The sequence below is a fragment of the Polynucleobacter rarus genome (assembly GCF_003072505.1).
Taxonomy (GTDB): domain Bacteria; phylum Pseudomonadota; class Gammaproteobacteria; order Burkholderiales; family Burkholderiaceae; genus Polynucleobacter; species Polynucleobacter rarus.
On the sequence record NZ_NTGB01000001.1, the window covers coordinates 1,338,706 to 1,358,412 of the forward strand.

Sequence of the window (19,707 nt, forward strand, 5' to 3'; positions counted from 1 at the left end):
AGGTCTATATTTTTTTAATTAATCTTACACGCATTTTCATCATTGACGCCGTCGTTCTCTGAGATTGATAAGGCATTTTTAGCAATCGCTACTTCCATCTCTCTCGGCAACTGAACATTATTTTTCACGGCCAATATTTCTGCCATGATACTCACAGCAATCTCAGAAGGTGTCTTACTACCAATGAAGATTCCGATTGGTCCACGCAATTTAGTTAAGCTCTCTTCTGTATGATCAAAATATTCAATCATGCGTTGTTTGCGGGCTGCATTATTCCTTCTTGAGCCAATGGCACCAACATAAAACGCCCCAGTTTCTAATGCTTCTAGTAATGCCAGATCATCTAATTTAGGATCATGAGTCAACGCTACGACACAAGTTCTAGCATCGGGTTTAAATTCGACAACGACATCATCAGGTGACTTCGTCACCACCGTGACATTTGGGACTGCCCAGTGACCAACATACTCTTCTCTTGGATCACAGACCGTTACTGCAAAGCCATTAAACAGAGCCATCGTCGCTAAATATTCGCTTAATTGACCCGCGCCAATAATTAACATCCGATACTCAGGACCAAAAGTATTGATCAGAGAAGTGCCATTGATTTCTAGTTCTGCGGGGTTATTCGTTATTTCTAAGAGGACTTGACCGTTTTGTGTATTAACCGATCTCTTCACTAGCTTGCCATGATCCAAGTGCGTAATTAATTCTTTCAAAGCTTGGATATCAGGATTATATTCAACGAATAATTCAATAGTGCCACCACAAGGAAGTCCAAAACGATGGGCTTCATCTGCTGAAATCCCGTACTTTAAAAATTCGGGACTAGATGCAGAGGTGATAGGGCTTTGCGTGTTTTGTCTAATTAAATCATCTTCTATACAACCACCTGAGACACTACCCATGACTTTACCATTCTCACAAATAGCCATGATTGATCCAATCGGCCGAGGCGAGGATCCCCAGGTTCTAACAACTGTTACTAGCTTAGCAGCTTTGTTATTTAACCGCCAATCAAGCAATTCACGTAATACGGTAATTTCAATATTTTCCATTGATCCGAGTTATTTCTATTCCATTAAAGCAGTGATGATTTTCTAATGATGCACGATCTAAAAACAAATTCAATTAGTGTTTACTATGGTTTACTGGGTAATTCAACTTTAGAACCGGTCTTTTTGACAAAAGTTTCAATATTTTCTTTGGTATCAAAATCAAATGTAAAGTGTTGATTTTCTGTTTGCCAAACCTCAACTTCATTCGGGTATTGATCCATCCATCCTCGCACGGTTAATTTTTCTGAAGAAACAATCTCTTTCAGTACTTTTTCAGAAATAATGACGGGATTACCACGCTGTGAACTAACTAATGGCATCACGACCTCACCTTTTGAGCGTATCTTGAACTGCTCAATTAATTGTCGCAGATCTGCAGCATTAACTTGTGGTAAATCACCTAGCAACATAATGATGGCATCAACCTCTTCTAATTTTTCATAGACCGTCTTCAAAGCGAGTCGAACAGAACTACCTTGCCCTATTGAGGCTTGCTCATTATGAGCATGTAACACATTACTGGGCAGATTAAGCTCTTTATAAGCCTCTTGATAAAAACCTGTGACAAGGACTATATCTTCTATCTCAAGTTCCTGTAATGCGTTTAATTGTCGTTCTAAAATCGTTTGTCCATCGATTTTAATCAGCGATTTCGGCAAATTTCCAAGTCGAGAACCTTCACCAGCGACCAAAATTACTGCCACAATTTTGAGGGGCTTATCTCGTTTTTTTTTCTCAACTTCTTTGTGCGCTGGGCTACTATATACCGGCATAATATGAATCCCTTTAGGATCTAAGTAAAGGAAAACCTGATCATCAATATCAATGTTTAATTCGTTCACTAGGCGGGTACTTAGCTCAAAATGCATCGTAGGACCAAAGGCTAACTCTACTTCAAAATCTACTGAAGAAATTTCCCCCAATCTTCTTACTTGAAGCACTTTAGCACTGAGGGTATTGATTCTTTCAAAAGGTTTTTTACTGATTTCAACAAATTCTTTTGCAATCACCCATTTGACTTCCGTTTGATCAGGTAAGCGCCCTTTATCAAAGATGGTTAGAGGAAATGCTTCTACTCCTTGCCCCCATAAAAGGGTCGCTTGTTTTTGTAAAATTTGATCAGGATGTTGTGCTTTTAAAAAAGTCGCAGAAAAGATATCTGTCAGACCAACGAGTTCGGCAACCCGTCCATTTCTAGGGCTTGAAACAATATGTTCGGGATGACCAATTTGTAGCGATTTACCCTGATCTAGTATGCATAATCGATCACTCAGAAGTCTTGCTTCCCGCAAGTCATGCGTCACAATCACAATGGGAATAGAAATATTTTCCCGCAACTTAATTAACTCTTCATAAAGTGTTTTACGGGTTGGATGATCAACAGCTGAAAATGGTTCATCCAATAATAGAACTTGCGGTTTTCTGGCAAATGCTCGCGCTAGTGCAACACGTTGCCTTTGTCCGCCTGATAATTGATCGGGCAAGCGATCATGAAAATCTATCAAACCCATGTCTTCCATCAGTTGCTGAGCAATTTCGATTGAATCCCCCTTCGGCAATGCGAGAGCGATATTTTGTAAGGCTGTGAGATGAGGAAATAGCGCATAGTTTTGAAATACCATCCCCACTTGACGCTCAAAACTAGGAATATGAATATGGTTTTGCGTATCTAGCCAAATATGATTTTTTTCTTGATCCTGTAAATAAATCTTACCTTGCTCAATCGGCATGAGGCCTGCGATTGCTCTTAAGGTGCTTGTTTTACCGCTCCCCGAGGGACCAACTAAAGCTAAAAGCTCTCCTGATTTACATTCAAAATCGATCTCTAAATGAATGCCATTAGTATGTTTAAGTGCCACGCTTAAAGTCATTATCGAAGATTTCCTTGAAAGTCCCGAGCACTTAAGGATAGACGTTGAGTAAAAATCAGTGCGACAAATGAAAACACGAGTAAGAACATTGACATCACCCCAGCACCTTGCATATCAAGCGACTGAACGCTATCGTAAATCGAAATCGACAAGGTTCTCGTTTGACCAGGAATATTGCCCCCCATCATGAGCACTACGCCGAACTCTCCTAAAGTGTGAGTAAAGGTCATCACCGCCGCACTCAAGATGCCTTTATTAGAGAGGGGAATCTCAATTTTGAATAATCTCTGCCAAGGCGGGAGACCACAAGTGGAGCTCGCATCCTTTAAATCTTGTGGAATTGCTTCAAATGCCCGTTGAATTGGCATCAAGGCAAACGGAATATTAAAAATCAAACTAGCGATCAAAATCCCTAAAAAAGAAAAGACCAAAGTTTGACCTGTCATCATTTCAAACCAATGTCCAAACCAACTATTACCGCCAAATCCAACGAGTAAATAATAACCAAGTACAGTCGGGGGTAAGACCAAAGGAAGGGTAATCACGGCCTCTTTTGCGAATGACCCAAGCGTATTTTTCATCGGAAAAAAATGCGCTACAAGAACGCCCAATGGAATCAGGATGATTACGGTAAGAGTGGCTAATTGAAGAGATAAGAAGAGCGCTTGTAAATCCATTTTAATTAGTCTTTATATTTCATTCTATTGGGGTACTGTAAAACCATATTTTTCCCAAATCCTTTTATTTTGTTTATCTGAGATAAATTGATAAAAATCACGCGCTTCAGGATTATTACTTAATAGTGCCATTTTTTGAAAAATTGGCTCATATGACTCATCTGGGACAGATAGAACAAAACCTGTTTTTTGCATCTCTGGATTCAAAGTCAAGGATAAGGGTAAAAGCGCGACAGGCACTGAGCCTGACAATGCAAACTGAGCAACCTGCCCTATATTTTCACCCATAATCAATTTCTTACTAATTTCAGGCCATCCTTGCCATTTCCGCAACACTTCTTCAGCAGCTTTCCCATAAGGTGCCAAACCAGGATTTGCGATTGCCACTTTATTTACTTGCTGAGTCTTCAAATAGGGTTGAAGCTTTTCAAGAGTCATCTGTTCAGGAAACATTCTTTTTGATAACCAAATCACTAATTTGCCTTGAACATAAATAATGCCATCATTTTGGAGTAATTTTTTATCCCGAAGTTGATTTATAAAATGCTCATCAGCACTCATGAAAATATCGAATCTTCCACCATTCAGAATTTGTTGGTAAAAGTTACCTGACGATCCGTAAATAATTTTAGGTTGAACATTTGATATTCGTTGGTAATTCAGAACGATTTCCTCTAAAGCTGGTCGTAGGCTTGCGGCGGCGAGAACTATTGGTGGTTTTACCCTAGTTTTATTCAATATTTGGGCATTTAGGTACTCTGAAGCCAGGAGAAACCCCAAAAAACAGCTTGCCACAAAAAAATACTTTCGTAGGATAGAAGTTAAACAAAAAAATAAATACAATTTATTGATTCTTTCAAAAAAAATAAAATTATTATTTTTTATAATTAAAATAAGAATGTTACTTAGAGAAATTAGTAATTATTTATTATAGGTTTAATTATTCAGGTAGCTCTTTTAAGTCCATTTTGCTTTTGAATCTTTTGGTGGTTAGTTGATGCATTTTCCAGTAGATCCAAAAGTTTTTATCCCATTTTTCCAAAAGGAAATATAAATGAAATTAAATATCAACGGTAAAGTACTCGACATCGATGCTCAAGGTGACACGCCTCTGCTTTGGGCATTACGAGATCATTTGGATGTTAAGGAAGTTAAATTTGGCTGTGGGGCTGGTTTGTGTGGTGCCTGTACAGTGCATATCGATGGTCAACCTGCTAGATCTTGCCAAGTCCCGATTTCTGCTGTCACTAATAACAAAATTACGACCATTAACGGCTTACCTGCCACACTCTCTAAAAAAATTAAAGACGCGTGGATTGCAGAGGAAGTTCCACAATGTGGTTATTGCCAACATGGACAAATGATGTCTGCAGCGGCACTTCTTACAAAAAATAAAAATCCTAGTGATAACGACATCACCAACGCAATGGATGGCAACATTTGTCGCTGTGGAACCTATTCACGTATTCGTCGCGCCATTCACCGCGCTGCTAAAGCTTAAGGAGAAACATCATGGATCGTCGCTCATTTATTAAAACTAGTTCCGTTGTAAGTACTGGTCTCATTATTGGGATTGGTGCTAATCAACAAATTGCTATAGGTGCTGAAGCCATTGACACGAATGCCTGGTTGAGAATTGCTCCAGATAACACCGTTACTATCAACAATGCTCGCTCAGAAATGGGTCAAGATACCTACACCACGATGGCAATGTTAATCGTAGAGGAATTAGAGTATCCGTTAAATAAAGTCAAAATTGAAATTGCCCCTGCCAATGCGGTTTATATCAATTCTTTACTAGGTGGTCAGATTACTGGTGGGTCAACTTCAGTGCGTGAAGCATGGGATAAGTTACGACTTGTTGGAGCAACGGCAAAAGCGCAATTAATCGCTGCTGCTGCGGCCAAATGGAATGTGCCTGTAACGAGTGTGACCGCAAATCAAGGTATGCTCAGTTCAGGTAAAAATCGTGCAACTTATGGCGAAATGGCTACAGCCGCCTCCACTATCAAAGTGACTGGGACACCAACTTTAAAATCCCCTCAAGAATACCGTTACATTGGTAAAGCATTTCCAAGATTGGATACACCTACAAAAGTGAATGGTACCGCTATTTACGGGATTGATGTTCGTCAACCGGACATGTTAGTAGCTAGTCTTGCTCAGTCACCTGTTATCGGGGGCAAGGTGAAATCAGTCGATAGCTCAGCTACTAAAGCATTAAAAGGGATTGACGCAGTAGTTGAAATCCCTGATGGAGTTGCGGTACTAGCGAAAGACTTTTATCTGGCCCAAAAAGGACGTGATGCTTTAAAGATTGAATGGCAAAACGGTGATACCAAAGCGACGGATAGTATGGCTACAATTGAGCAAGGATTACGCGCTGCACATCAAAAAAATGGCGCTATTGTAGGCAAATTAGGTAATTTTGCTAATCCATTACAAGCCGGTGAAAAAACGATTACGGCTGAGTATATGATGCCTTACCAAGCTCATGCCACTTTAGAACCCGTGAATTGTGCAGCTTATGTGCATAATGGCGAATGCCATGTTTGGGGCCCGATTCAGTTCCAACAAGGTGCTCAGGGAGTTGCCGCTGCTGCAGCCGGCGTTGCTCCTGAAAAAGTATTTATCCATACGACCTTTTTAGGGGGTGGCTATGGTCGCAAACTTGAGTTAGATTTTATTTCTCAAGCAGTGGCCATCTCTAAAGCCTCAGGTAAAGCGATTCGTTTGCTTTGGACACGTGAGGATGACATGACGCATGATTTCTATCGTCCAATAAGTCTTCATACAGTTTCTGCCAGTGTTGATGCGAAGGGAAAAATTACTGGCTTGTCCTCTAAAATGACCTCTCAATCGGTAACAGCTCGTGCTTTTCCACCCTTTGTTGTGGACGGTAATGACCCATTTATGAATGAAGGTTCCGTTAATTTAACTTACGACATTCCTAACCTTCGTATTGAAAACGTGATTCATGAAACAGGTGTGCGTGTCGGCTATTGGCGCGCCGTGAGTAACAACCTCAATACCTTTGCCTTGGAGAGTTTTATTGATGAAGTTGCTGCACAAACTTCTCAAGATCCGGTCAAAATGAGAATGGATTTACTCAGTAAACACCCACGTGCGCAAAAAGTACTTGCCACGGCAGCCAAAAAAGCTGGTTGGGGGGAAAATAGATCAAATGGTCACACATTAGGTGTTGCGCAAACTGAAGCATATGGCGCTTATATTGCTGTTATTGCGGAAATCTCAATTGGTAAAGATGCCAAAGCAACCCCCAAAGTTCACAAATTGACAGCAGTAGTAGATCCTGGAGTTGCGGTACGACCAGATCAAATCAAAGCCCAACTCGAGAGCGGTATGCTTCTTGGCTTATCTTCTGCCATGAAAACGCAAATCACTTTTAAAGATGGTGTTGTAGAGCAGAAAAATTTTGATAGTTACCCAATGATGCGTATGTCTGAGGCACCTTTAATGGACATTACGATCATTGAGGGTGGTGGTAAACCCTCTGGCATGGGTGAAGTCGGTGTTCCAAGCGTAGCGCCAGCCGTTGTAAATGCTATCGCATCAGCAACTGGAAAACGAATTCGATCACTACCAATTATTAAGGTCTAATGGAATCAAAAAAAGTCTATCTTGTATTGCTGGTTTTTTTAATTTACTTAAGCATCTTGTTTTAAAACCTGAGCTAAGCGTCAAGAAGACAAAAAAGCCGGTCATCTAAAAAATGACCGGCTTTTATATTTATAAAGAAGATAATTATTTCACTTGATTGACTAATGGCTCGCCTTTTACCCATGCTTCAAGAGCCATTTTGGTACCCATCGTTAAATTCTTAAAAATAGGCTGGTGAACAAAACCAAGATGTGGCGTTATGAATAGATTCTCTAATTGGAAAAGCGCATCTTTAACATTTATTGGCTCATGATCAAAGACATCCAACAAAGCCATACTTGGCCGACCTAACTTTAATGCCTGAATTAAATCCTCTGTGACAATTAAAGTCGACCTTGAAGTATTTACTAGGAAAGAGTCGGGGCGCATCAAAGCTAATTTTTCTGCATTCATTAAATATTTTGTGCCTGTACCGGGTACCAAATGCAATGAAACAATTTTTGAAGTCTGTAATAATTCATCCAAACTGACTGCTTTGACCCCATGGACATCTGCCCTCTCCTGAGTCATATTAGGACTCCAAGTAACTACATCCATACCAAAGGCTAGACCAACCTTGGCAACTTTTGAACCAATAGAACCAAGACCTAAAACACCTAAACGTTCACCATGTAAGGCTGGCAAAATAGAGTGTTCATTGCGCCACTTACCTGACATTGCCACTGCATTTTGTTCACCAATACGCTTATAGGCACTCAAAATTAATGCCCAAGTCAACTCAACTGTAGTCTCTTTTGAGGGCCCAAACTCCGTAAAGCTAACGGGGATGTTTTTAGCTGCCAACACATCATAATCAATTGCCATATTCCGATTACCGGTAAAAATAACGTATTGTAAATTTGGTAATTGATTAATCAAATCAGCTTTAAATGGAGTCCGATCGCGCATTAAGACTACGACATTGGCTGATGCGATGGCATCTACTAAAGCTGAACCCATGAGTCGGTCATGGTAAATCTCAACTGATGCTTTACTAGTGATCGTTTTATTTTCTTTAAGAAAAATCATTGATTTTTCATAATCGTCTAAGACTACGATTTTCATTATTTATTCCTGAATATGATGGTGGGAGGGATTGTTGAATTTAATACTCAATAAGAAGAAATATTTTACGCCTTTTGACTTCGCTATCGAATTTGTCATTAAAATTCTCATACTGTTATCATTTTTAATATTAAGATTAATTTTTAGAGGTAATTCATGGAAATACTAGGCTCTCAAGTCATCCCAGCTGATAAACAAACTGTTTGGAATGCTTTAAATAACCCTGAAGTATTGAAGAATTGCTTACCTGGTTGTGAATCTGTCGAGTTAACAGCACCCGATCAATTTAAGGTGGCTATTACTACTGCAATAGGACCTTTAAAAGCGAAATTTAAAGGCACTTTACAAGTAACTGAAGCAAATCCACCAGAATCCTGTATTTTGGTTTTCGAGGGCCAAGGTGGTGCAGTAGGTTTTGGCAAGGGCTCTTCTAAGGTGACTCTTACTACCGTTGAGAACGGCACAGAACTATCCTACAACGCTCAAGCACATGTGGGTGGTAAGTTGGCACAAATCGGTTCAAGATTGATTGATAGCGTGGCAAAAAAAATGTCTGACGACTTTTTTAAAGCCTTCAATCGTGAGTTATCTCCAGTGACACCTGAAGTGGCTGATGAAGTAATCTCTTCAAATACACAGAATCAAGAATTAAATAGTACTTCTAGCAACTCTGCTTCAAACTCAGGGATTACCCGAATTAGTCCAGCGAAACAAACTTTAAATAATGAGGGAAAAGTACCCGCTTGGTGGTTAATTGTGGCTGCCTTAACAGGTGCCCTCATCACCGGTTTAGCAATGAAACTCAGCTAAATTAAAAATTTGGTTTTTATAGTTCTAGTTCCGTAAATCCGTACTTTAGTTTAGTATGAATGAATAAAAAAATGGTTTAAATAATTTAAAAATGGAGATCAGATGACAACATCATTAAAAGTCAATGGGAAAGTGCAAACGGTTGAAACCGATCCAAGCTCTCCCCTACTTTACGCCTTAAGAAACGACTGTGACATTAACTCCGCAAAATACGGTTGTGGGCTTGGCCAGTGTGGCTCTTGCACGGTAATTATTAATGGCAATGCAGTGCGTTCTTGTATTACGCCGATTAATTCGGTGAACTCGAATGTCACCACTCTTGAATCCTATGAGACGGATCGTGTTTTGAAAGCTTTAAATAAAGCATTCATTGCTGAACAAGCGGCTCAGTGTGGGTTTTGTATCTCAGGGATGATGATGGGTGCCAAAGCACTGCTCGATACCAACAAACGCCCCACAGAACAACAAATTAAGACTGCCTTGAATGGTAACTTATGTCGTTGTGGCACTCATACGCGTATTTTAAAAGCGATCCAACGCGCAGCAAAGGAACTAGCATGAACGCACCCATTCAAAATCCTCGCCGCAGTTTCTTGAAAAAAAGTTCTGGTTTGATTATTGGTTTTAGTTGGATGCCAAGTCTCCTTGCACAAAATGCAGCCATTGTTTTACCTGGTGACCTACCTAATAATCCAAATATTGATAGTTGGCTAGCCGTTGACCCCAAAGGCTTAATTATTATTTATGCCGGTAAAGTCGAGTTCGGGCAAGGAATTACTACAGCCCTCAAACAGATTGCTGCAGATGAAATGGACGTGGACATTTCTAGAATTGTCATGGTACCAACCACGACTGGTCTATCTCCCAACGAGGGTGTTACTTCTGGTAGCCAATCCGTTGAGTATGGAGGCTTAGCGCTCCGCTATGCTTGCGCTCAGGCTAGAGGAACGCTTCTAGAGAAAGCAGCCAAGCAATTGGATGTTCCACAGTCATCCTTAAAAATTAAAGATGGCGTGATTAGTTCAGCCAACGGCAAGTCTGTCGAGTATTGGAAACTCGTTGAACCAGAGCTTTTAAAACAAAAAGCTGACTTGAAATATAAGCCTAAGGGCGCTTCAGAGCGGACATACATCGGACAGTCATTTCCACGCGTAGATATTCCAGCTAAAGTTTCAGGTGGGGTTGCTTACGTTCAAGATATGCGCATACCCGGTATGTTATATGCCAGGGTAGTCCGTCCACCTGCCCCAAGAGCAACTCTTAAAAGTATCAATGAAAATCTGATCACTAGTTTGCCGGGAGTTGTTGGATTAGTTCGAAATGGTAGTTTTCTTGCCGTGGTTGCTAAACGGGAAGAGCAAGCCATTAAAGCAATGGAAGAAGCCAAAAAAGTAGCACAATGGGAACTTGTCAACGATCTGCCTACTTCTACTGGCAGTTGGTTAAATACGATGAAATCCTTGAAGTCGATTGATACTGAACACGGCGTTAAAACAACAGCGACTAATCCGGCGATTAAAACTATTGAACAACAATATACCAAGCCCTTTACTGCGCACGGTAGTATTGGCCCCTCTTGCGCGATAGCAGTGATGAATTCTGGTGTATTAAAAGTTTATACACATAGTCAAGGTATGTATCCTTTAAGAACTGATATCGTCAAAGCACTTGGTATGCCAACTGAAAAGGTTGTCTGCATGCACGTTGAAGGCTCCGGTATGTATGGCCAAAGTGGTGCTGATGATGTCGCACTTGATGCAGCCTTAGTTGCTGTAAAGTTCCCTGAGCAAGCGATTAAGATGCAATGGATGCGTGAAGATGAGTTCAAGTGGGAACCCTACGGCAGTGCGATGTCAATGAAAATTAAGGCATCTATTGATAACTCAGGAAAAATAGTGGATTGGCAGTACGATTTATGGAGTAACACTCACAGTACTCGACCTGGAGAAAAAACAGGAAACAACTTGGTATCCAGTTGGTATATGGATAAACCACAAACACCTTCACCTGTTACTAATATTCCATTGCCTGCTGGTGGTTCGCATCGTAATGCCTTGCCCTTATACTCATTTCCAAATCAAAAAGTAACGAATCATTTGATTGAAGAAATGCCTATTCGAGTTTCAGCATTAAGAACATTGGGAGCATATGCAAACGTTTTTGCCATCGAGTCGATGATGGATGAGTTAGCTCAGACTGCAAAGATAGATCCTGTGGAATTCCGCTTAAATCATTTAGAAAATCAGCGAGCGAAAGATGTTATTAACAAAGCTGCAAGTATGGCGAAGTGGAGTAAGAATGGACCATTGAAGTCTAAAAAAGGTGATAAGTTATTTGGTCGCGGCATCGGTTTTGCCCAATATAAAAATCTTCAAGTTTACTGCGCAGTCATCGCTGATGTAGAAGTAGATAGTAAAACAGGTAAAGTAAGGGTGCTACATATGTATAGTGCGGCTGATGCTGGACTCATTATTAATCCTGATGGCTTTAAAAATCAATTAGAGGGTGGACTAGTTCAAACTACAAGTTGGACTTTACATGAAGAATTGGCTTTTGATAAGAATAGTCTACAAGTAAGTTCATGGGCTGAATATCCCATTTTGCGCTTTGAGGATATGCCACATGTTAGCGTCGAATTAATTGATCGTCCAAATGAGAAATCAGTGGGTGTTGGTGAGGGTTCTCAAGGTCCTGGCGGCGCTGCAATTGCGAATGCTGTTGCGAATGCAATCGGTAAAAGAATCTACGATTTACCATTGACCGCCAACAAAATCAAACCCCTATTAGCCTAAGGAGAAAAAAATGTCATTACCTAGCTTAGCAGAATTCACACAACGGACTAAAGAGATGGGTTATGAAAGTGTCTCTATTAGAGAATGGGCACCCAATTCGGTCAGCGAGACTCATACGCATGAGTTTGCCGTACATGCGATCGTTGCAAGGGGTGAAATGTGGATGACCAGAGGAGATGACACTCAACATTTAAAGGTTGGTGACACCTTTACGATGGAACCTGAAACACCACACGCTGAAAAATATGGTGCAGAAGGAACCATCTATTGGGCTGCGAGATCATTTCCGAAAATCTAATTTGATTATTTTGTTCATTGACAAATTAGATTTGGCTAAAAACAAGGTAATATTGGATAACGCACTAGTATAAAATTTCCTTTAAATTAAACTATGTCTTTAAGATGATTACTAAAAAATTAACCTTTACCCCTACGTCTACTGCCCTGGTTGGTTTGATGACAACCTTGAGTCTGTTTGTATGTAATCCTTCGTTTGCCAATAGCACGCTGGAGAAAATCACCAATAGTAAATCAATTACCATGGGTGTCAGAGACTCCTCTGGTGCTCTTTCATATACTCTTGGTGATGGTAAATATACTGGCTTTCATGTGGAAATTTGTAAACGAGTAATCGCTGATCTTGAAAAGCAATTAAAAATACCTCTGCAAACTAAATACCAATTAGTCACTTCTCAAAATAGAATTCCTCTCGTTCAGAATGGTACCGTCGATATTGAATGTGGTTCAACCACTAACAATGCCGCACGCCAGAAAGACGTGGCATTTGCTGTTACCACTTACGTTGAAGATGTCAGGATTGCTGTTAAAGCTAACTCAGGTATTACCTCTATTTCCCAGTTAGTGAATAAGAAAGTGGCCACTACTACAGGCACAACTTCTGTACAGCTTTTGCGTAAACATGAAAAAGCCAATGGTGTCAATTTCGAAGAAGTTTTTGGTAAAGATCATGCGGATAGTTTTCTATTGCTAGAGTCAGGCAGAACGGACGCCTTTGTAATGGATGGTTCCATTTTGGCGGGTAATATTGCAATGTCAAAAAACCCTAAGGACTTTAAGATTGTGGGTGAAATATTGAATACTGAACCGATTGCAATAATGCTACCCAAAGAAGATGCTGAATTCAAAAAATTCGTGGACGCATCGATCATCAAAATGATGAAAGACGGCACCATTGCTAAAATGTACCAACAATGGTTTTTAGATCCTATCCCTCCTAAAAACGTCAGAATTGGACTTGAACTTTCTCAAAATACGAAAGATGCTTGGGCGAACCCCAACGATAAGCCCGCTGAAGAATACAGTAAAAAATAATTGATTAAGGTCACATTAGTTCTTCATGACCTTTGACTTATCCATTCTATGTAAAAGTACTTTAGAGGAAGAGTATTCTCCAATCTGTTTTGGGGAAACCTTCCAACCTCTTTTAATTGGCATCAATGACCAGACCTACCTCGATTGGTTATTAAAAGCTTGGGGTTGGACTTTGAGTGTATCCATTATTGGACTCATCCTCGCGTTAATCATCGGTATCTCGATTGGAACTCTCAGAACTCTTCCAGGAAAGTCACTGATTGGTAGAAGTAGTTTGTACTTTGCCAACTGTTGGGTTGAGCTCTTTAGAAATATTCCAGTACTTGTTCAGGTATTTTTGTGGTATCACGTCATCCCGTTGATGCTCCCTTTTTTAAAATCAGTACCTTCCTATTTATTAGTTAGTTTTGCTCTAGCATTTTTTACCTCCGCCAGAATTGCCGAACAAGTAAAAGCTGGCATTCAATCCTTACCTCGAGGACAACATGCAGCTGCAATGGCCTTGGGACTTTCAACTTATCAAAGTTATCGTTTCGTTATTCTCCCGATGGCTTTAAGAATTATCATTCCACCCCTTACTTCAGAGGCAATGAATATCGTTAAAAACTCTTCGGTTGCTTTTGCAGTTTCTGTTTCAGAATTGACCATGTTTGCCATGCAAACTCAGGAAGAGACTTCTCGCGGTATTGAGATGTATCTGGCTGTTACCGTTCTTTACGTTATCACGGCCTTCTCAGTTAATCGAATCATGGGCATCATTGAAAGAAAAACCAGAATCCCAGGGCTATTGTTATCTTCACCGAGTGGAGCGCACTAATGGAGTTAGATTTTAGTTTTTATAATTGGGATTTATTTAAAAACTTTTTACAAAAAGGCTTGCTCTTTAGTTTACAACTCACTTTGGTTGCAACAGTTGGTGGGATTGTATTAGGGACTATTTTGGCTTTAATGCGCTTATCGGGTCAAAAACTACTATCTACACCTGCTACTTGGTATGTCAATTTAATGCGGTCGATTCCATTAGTCATGGTGATCTTATGGTTCTTTTTACTGATGCCAAGTATTATTGGTAAATCGATTGGTGCTGAATTATCTGCTTACATCACTTTTATTGCTTTTGAGGCGGCATTCTTTTCAGAAATTGTTAGAGCTGGAATTGGTTCCATCGCAAAAGGCCAAACAGCTGCTGGGCAAGCATTGGGCTTATCCTACTCACAAAACATGCAATATATTGTATTACCCCAGGCTTTTCGCAATATGATTCCAGTACTTATGACCCAGACTATTATTCTGTTTCAGGATACCTCTTTGGTTTATGCAATAGGTGCGTATGATCTTCTCAAAGGTTTTGAAGTGGCCGGTAAAAATTTTGGCCGGCCGATAGAAGCGTATCTGTTAGCTGCTGTTGTCTATTTTTTAATCTGCTTTAGTTTATCGAGAGTCGTTCGTAAGATTCAATCTAAAGTCGCTATTATTCGATAATTTTTAAGGTTTAGTTTATGCCTCTCATTCAAATGCAACATGTTTCCAAATGGTACGGTTCCTTCGCAGTGCTCACAGACTGCTCTACCAATATTGAACAAGGTGAGGTAGTCGTCGTCTGTGGTCCCTCTGGCTCAGGTAAGTCAACCTTGATTAAAACTATCAATGGATTAGAGCCTTTTCAAGCTGGCTCAATTATGGTGGATGGCATATCAGTCGGCGACCCTAAAACCTCCCTCACCCTGCTGCGCTCACAAGTCGGTATGGTGTTTCAGAATTTTGAATTATTTCCACACTTGTCCGTTACAGAAAATCTTACTTTGGCACAAATCAAGGTAATGAAAAAAGATCCGTCAACGGCCATAGCTCAAGGTTTGAAATATTTAGATAGAGTAGGATTAATTGAACATAAGGATAAATTTCCAGGCCAACTATCTGGCGGACAACAACAACGCGTTGCCATAGCAAGGGCGCTCTGCATGCAACCTAAAGTGATGTTGTTTGATGAACCCACCTCGGCACTTGATCCGGAGATGGTTGGTGAAGTATTAGATGTTATGGTTCAATTAGCGCAGGACGGCATGACGATGATTTGTGTGACCCATGAAATGGGCTTCGCAAAAAAAGTGTCTGATAGAGTCATTTTTATGGATCAAGGAAAGATCGTTGAGGACTGTACTAAAGATGAATTTTTTAATGACTCAGGGAATAGGTCTCCTAGAGCAAAAGAGTTCTTATCCAAAATAATTCAACAATAAGATATGCAATCATCTCGCGTAATTTAACTTTACGAACTCCGTCGAAAACATGACTCACCCTCTCTCTAGTCTTGCATCCCCTCTTACGTCAATCTCTATTGAAGTATCACTTCCTCGACGTGTCCTACTTTTTGGAGCGACAGGAACTATTGGCCAAGCAACTGCGCAAGCACTCGTGAGACAAGGTTATGATGTGACCTGTTTAATCAGACCAACTAAAGGACAAAATAGTGCGGAGAAGCCAAATCTTTTATATCCTTTTTTAAAGGGTGCTCAGATACGGTTTGTGGATGTATCAGACTCCTCATCCATTTTAGCTAATGGCTTTTGTGGTGAGCGCTTTGATGTAATCGTTTCATGTTTAGCCTCAAGAACGGGTTCTCCAAAAGATGCATGGAAGATTGATTATCAAGCGCATGCCAATATCTTAGAATGCGCAAAAAAAATGCAGGTTGGACAGATGATCTTGCTTTCTGCTATCTGCGTACAAAAACCGTTACTTGCTTTCCAGCAGGCTAAATTAGCTTTTGAAAAATTATTAACAAATTCAGGTTTAAATTATTCCATCGTACGACCTACTGCGTTTTTTAAATCCTTATCCGGGCAAATCAAGCGGGTTCAGAGTGGTAAGTCCTTCTTAATTTTTGGTGATGGACAACTCACCTCTTGCAAACCTATTAGCGATCATGATTTAGGAGAATACCTGGTAAGCTGTATTGATAACTCTGCTCTACATTATCAAATTCTACCGATTGGCGGTCCAGGTAAGGCGGTTACTCCTTTGCAACAAGGTGAAAAATTATTTGAACTCCTTGGTAAAACTCCTAAGTTTTCCAGAGTACCAATTGGTCTTATGAGTGTCATTATTTCAATTCTATCTATACTAGGTTCGATCATTCCGAGTTTAAAAGAGAAAGCTGAACTCGCTAAAATTGGTCGTTACTATGCTACAGAGTCCATGTTAGTTTTGAATCCTATTACAGGACAATATGATGAAAAACTGACCCCGTCTACTGGCTCTCAAACTCTTTTTGAGTTTTATGAAGAGTTAGTTACTAACAAAACGAGCATAGATTTAAAAGAACACTCGGTATTTTGATTTAACCAATCGATGCTAGTGGACATTCGCTTTCTTTGGTAAGATGATTTAATAAATTTTACAAAAAGATCCAATATGACACAGCTCGTTTTAGGCTTGATTCTATTTCTCGGAACGCATTCGGTTCGCATTTTCGCAAATGACTGGACCAATAGTCAAATTGAAAAACGTGGACCAGCTGTTTGGAAAATTAGTTATACCCTACTCTCCCTCATTGGTTTTTTCCTAATCATTAAGGGCTACGCATTAGCTCAAGAATCAAGAATACTCGTATGGTCACCACCCAGTTGGACTGGCCATTTAACGGGTTTACTCATGCTCCTATGCTTTATTTTGCTAGCAAGTTCTAAAAGACCTAAAAATATCATTTTTGCTAAGCTGAAACACCCCATGATTATTGCTGTAAAAATATGGGCTTTAGCACATTTGTTAGCGAATGGCAGTTTGGCGGCAATGGTTCTTTTTGGAAGTTTTTTAATTTGGGCAGTCCTCGACTTTAGATCATCGCGCACGCGAGATGAGAAGATCGTTGCGTCTAATCAATCATCAGCCAGCATAGCAAACTGGCAGGGAACTATACCCGCGATTGTGATTGGAGTTAGTGCTTGGCTTATCTTTGCGTTCTATTTACACCGTGTTTTGATTGGTGTTCAACCCTTTATGAAATAATCTCGCATGCCATCACTCTATGACTTTGAAGCAAAAACAATTCAAGATCAAGTATTTCGTTTTGCCGATTTCAAAGGTCAGCCTTTCTTAATTGTTAACACTGCCAGAAAATGTGGCTTTGCTGGGCAATTGAATGAGTTAGAAGTCTTACATCAATCTTACAAAAATCAAGGCTTGATGATTATTGCCTTTCCTTGCAATCAATTTGGTAGTCAAGAACCTGGTAGTAACGAAGAAATTGCGCAGCAATGTGAGATGAGCTTTCATACTACTTTTCAGATGATGTCAAAAATTGACGTGAACGGAGCTACAGCCCATCCTTTATATCAATGGTTAACGAATGAGGCCCCTGGTCTTTTAGGATCTGAAGCAATCAAATGGAATTTTACAAAATTTTTAGTCGATAAATCAGGCAAAGTGGTCGAGAGGTTTAGCTCGATGCACGCTCCTGATAAATTAAGAACTCCGATAGAGAAATTACTTTAATTTTTTTGCAAAAGCATCTACTATGACCTCGGCAAAAAACACCTCAGGATTAAATTCCTTAAAAGCACTATTACCCTTTCTAAAGCCCTATAAAAAAGAATTTATTCTGGCTGCAATTAGTTTAATTCTGGCTGCATGCTCAACACTTGTGGTCCCTCTCTCATTTCGCCAGATTATTGACATGGGATTTGTGAGTCCGAGTAACGGTGATTATGATCAAATCAATCGTACCTTTTTAATTCTCTTAATGATTGCAGTTATGGTTGCAGTCACTACAGCACTGCGGTTCTATCTGGTTTCTTGGTTGGGTGAACGCATTACTAGTGATGTACGCCAACAAGTCTATACTCACGTGATTTCACAAAGTCCTGAATTCTTTGAAGAGACTCAAAGTGGTGAGGTATTGTCTAGGCTGAATACCGATACAGTTTTAATTCAAACTCTCATAGGCACAAGTGTTTCGATGTTTGTAAGAAATTGTTTACTATTTACAGGGGGGTTGGTGATGATGTTTTTTACTAGTGCCCATTTATCAGTATTGATATTTGCCATGTTATTACTCATCGTTATTCCCATCATGATCATGGGCAGAAAGGTGCGCAAACTTTCGCGCAAATCTCAAGATAAAATTGCAGATGCTTCAGGCCTTGCTGGTGAAAAACTCAATGCAATTACAACCATTCAGTCTTTCACTAATGAAGCTGCTGAAAGTACTCTATTTAAGGGCTATGTAGAGGAAGCTTTCCAAGCTGCTAAAACGCGTTTTAGAGCGCGCGCCCTACTCACTTTTATTGCGATTGTGTTTGGATTTTGTAGCATTATTGCGGTCTTATGGTTGGGTGCCTATGCTGTTTTAGATAAGCAATTAAGTAGTGGAGAACTAACCCAATTTATTTTGTATTCTGTCATTGTTGCGGGTGCGATTGCGGGATTAGCAGAGGTCCTGGGTGATACCCAAAGAGCCATTGGTGCAAGCGAGCGATTATTAGAGTTATTAAAACTAAATTCTCATATTAAAAATCCCGATAAGCCGTTATCTCTCGATCAAATTCCTAAAAATGGGGTTTCTCTGCAGTTCGATCAGATTCGTTTTCACTACCCGTCAAATCCTCAAAGTGTTTTAAAAGATATTTCTTTATCGATTGAGCCTGGAGAATTAATTGCGATTGTTGGCAGGTCAGGTGCCGGTAAATCGACTCTCTTTCAATTATTACAACGTTTTTATGATCCACAAAATGGTGTGATCAAAATTAACGGAGTCAACATACATGAATTGAGTTTAAATCAATTACGACAAATAATAGGAATTGTTCCGCAAGATATTGTGATCTTTTCAGATAATGCGCTAGAAAATATTCGCTATGGCAAACTTGAAGCAACGGATACTGAAGTCTTTGAAGCAGCAAAAATTGCTGTTGCTGATGAATTTATCCTGAACTTACCCCAAGGTTATCAAACCTTTTTAGGCGACCGCGGGATTCGTTTATCAGGCGGTCAGCGACAACGGATTGGGATTGCTCGAACCTTACTCAAAAATCCAGCCTTACTTTTATTAGATGAAGCTACTAGTGCGCTTGACTCCGAGTCTGAGCGATTAATTCAAATAGCAATTGAAAAAGCCACCCAAAATAGAACAACCCTAGTGATTGCCCACCGTTTAGCAACCGTTAAAAAAGCAAACAGAATTGTTGTATTTGACCAAGGCAGGATTGTCGAAATTGGTACGCATGATGAACTCATTCAGCAAGGCGGCATCTACTCGACATTAGCTGAATTACAGTTTTCTGATTAAACGAAATTGATTTTTTATATCGAATTTACTTTTTAAGAATTAAACCCCATATCTAAATTCTTGACAGTGTTTTTGATAAGACCAGTTTTTCTTTGATAACGGTCTCTCCATTGAAGCTTGCTCAGTCCTTCATTTTTTTACTTCATTGATTGAAGT

Annotated in this window: 19 protein-coding genes; 14 read left to right on the forward strand and 5 right to left on the reverse strand. The window is 39.9% G+C overall.

The features are described from left to right. Nucleotides 1–14 precede the first annotated feature (14 nt). From AOC35_RS06265 to modA, 4 genes are all read right to left on the reverse strand, one after another. On the reverse strand, nt 15–1,058 hold the full coding sequence (locus AOC35_RS06265) for an XdhC family protein (RefSeq protein WP_108646278.1): 1,044 nt from the start codon (nt 1,056–1,058) through the stop codon (nt 15–17). Between the two features lie 83 nt (nt 1,059–1,141). Continuing rightward, on the reverse strand, nt 1,142–2,929 hold the full coding sequence (locus tag AOC35_RS06270; RefSeq protein WP_108646279.1) for an ATP-binding cassette domain-containing protein: 1,788 nt from the start codon (nt 2,927–2,929) through the stop codon (nt 1,142–1,144). Then, nucleotides 2,929–3,606 carry a molybdate ABC transporter permease subunit gene (gene modB, locus AOC35_RS06275; RefSeq protein ID WP_108646280.1) on the reverse strand — a complete coding sequence of 226 codons (678 nt, stop codon included), beginning with the start codon at nt 3,604–3,606 and terminating at the stop codon, nt 2,929–2,931. Before modB ends, AOC35_RS06270 begins: the two co-directional genes overlap by 1 nt. 24 nt (nt 3,607–3,630) lie before the next feature. Next, a complete protein-coding gene (gene modA / locus AOC35_RS06280) occupies nt 3,631–4,344 on the reverse strand; it encodes a molybdate ABC transporter substrate-binding protein (protein WP_159077496.1) in 714 nt (237 codons plus the stop codon). A gap of 316 nt (nt 4,345–4,660) precedes the next feature. Here modA and AOC35_RS06285 point away from each other — a divergent pair, with 316 nt between their 5' ends. Further along, on the forward strand, nt 4,661–5,107 hold the full coding sequence (locus AOC35_RS06285; protein ID WP_108646282.1) for a (2Fe-2S)-binding protein: 447 nt from the start codon (nt 4,661–4,663) through the stop codon (nt 5,105–5,107). A gap of 11 nt (nt 5,108–5,118) precedes the next feature. After that, entirely contained in the window at nt 5,119–7,227 is a 2,109-nt protein-coding gene (locus AOC35_RS06290; RefSeq protein WP_108646283.1) for a xanthine dehydrogenase family protein molybdopterin-binding subunit, read from the forward strand. A 144-nt stretch (nt 7,228–7,371) separates the two neighbouring features. On the opposite strand, the gene AOC35_RS06295 is transcribed toward AOC35_RS06290, so the two are convergent. Next, a complete protein-coding gene (locus AOC35_RS06295) occupies nt 7,372–8,331 on the reverse strand; it encodes a D-2-hydroxyacid dehydrogenase family protein (protein WP_108646284.1) in 960 nt (319 codons plus the stop codon). A gap of 156 nt (nt 8,332–8,487) precedes the next feature. On the opposite strand from AOC35_RS06295, the gene AOC35_RS06300 reads away from it, so the two are divergent. From AOC35_RS06300 to AOC35_RS06355, 12 genes are all read left to right on the forward strand, one after another. Next, complete coding sequence (locus tag AOC35_RS06300) at nt 8,488–9,141, forward strand: SRPBCC family protein (RefSeq protein WP_108646285.1); 654 nt, start codon at nt 8,488–8,490, stop codon at nt 9,139–9,141. A 102-nt stretch (nt 9,142–9,243) separates the two neighbouring features. After that, nucleotides 9,244–9,702, forward strand: coding sequence for a (2Fe-2S)-binding protein (locus tag AOC35_RS06305; RefSeq protein ID WP_108646286.1), 459 nt, complete (start codon nt 9,244–9,246; stop codon nt 9,700–9,702). After that, nucleotides 9,699–11,933, forward strand: a complete 2,235-nt coding sequence (locus tag AOC35_RS06310) for a xanthine dehydrogenase family protein molybdopterin-binding subunit (RefSeq protein WP_159077497.1) — start codon at nt 9,699–9,701, stop codon at nt 11,931–11,933. Before AOC35_RS06305 ends, AOC35_RS06310 begins: the two co-directional genes overlap by 4 nt. A 10-nt stretch (nt 11,934–11,943) precedes the next feature. Next, nucleotides 11,944–12,231, forward strand: a complete 288-nt coding sequence (locus AOC35_RS06315; protein ID WP_108646288.1) for a cupin domain-containing protein — start codon at nt 11,944–11,946, stop codon at nt 12,229–12,231. A 158-nt stretch (nt 12,232–12,389) separates the two neighbouring features. Beyond that, the gene (locus AOC35_RS06320; protein WP_108648744.1) at nt 12,390–13,265 is read left to right on the forward strand and encodes an amino acid ABC transporter substrate-binding protein; all 876 of its coding nucleotides are present in this window, start codon (nt 12,390–12,392) and stop codon (nt 13,263–13,265) included. 25 nt (nt 13,266–13,290) lie between these two features. Further along, on the forward strand, nt 13,291–14,082 hold the full coding sequence (locus tag AOC35_RS06325; protein ID WP_108646289.1) for an amino acid ABC transporter permease: 792 nt from the start codon (nt 13,291–13,293) through the stop codon (nt 14,080–14,082). Beyond that, entirely contained in the window at nt 14,082–14,747 is a 666-nt protein-coding gene (locus AOC35_RS06330) for an amino acid ABC transporter permease (RefSeq protein ID WP_108646290.1), read from the forward strand. The genes AOC35_RS06325 and AOC35_RS06330 overlap by 1 nt, the downstream gene beginning before the upstream one ends. A gap of 17 nt (nt 14,748–14,764) precedes the next feature. Beyond that, entirely contained in the window at nt 14,765–15,505 is a 741-nt protein-coding gene (locus tag AOC35_RS06335) for an amino acid ABC transporter ATP-binding protein (protein ID WP_108646291.1), read from the forward strand. Nucleotides 15,506–15,554: 49 nt separating this feature from the next. Beyond that, nucleotides 15,555–16,604, forward strand: coding sequence for an NAD(P)H-binding protein (locus AOC35_RS06340; RefSeq protein ID WP_108646292.1), 1,050 nt, complete (start codon nt 15,555–15,557; stop codon nt 16,602–16,604). A gap of 75 nt (nt 16,605–16,679) precedes the next feature. Continuing rightward, nucleotides 16,680–17,273 carry an NnrU family protein gene (locus tag AOC35_RS06345; RefSeq protein WP_108646293.1) on the forward strand — a complete coding sequence of 198 codons (594 nt, stop codon included), beginning with the start codon at nt 16,680–16,682 and terminating at the stop codon, nt 17,271–17,273. Between the two features lie 6 nt (nt 17,274–17,279). Next, nucleotides 17,280–17,759, forward strand: coding sequence for a glutathione peroxidase (locus tag AOC35_RS06350; RefSeq protein ID WP_108646294.1), 480 nt, complete (start codon nt 17,280–17,282; stop codon nt 17,757–17,759). Between the two features lie 22 nt (nt 17,760–17,781). After that, nucleotides 17,782–19,551, forward strand: coding sequence for an ABC transporter transmembrane domain-containing protein (locus AOC35_RS06355; RefSeq protein ID WP_108646295.1), 1,770 nt, complete (start codon nt 17,782–17,784; stop codon nt 19,549–19,551). The last annotated feature ends 156 nt before the right edge of the window (nt 19,552–19,707 follow it).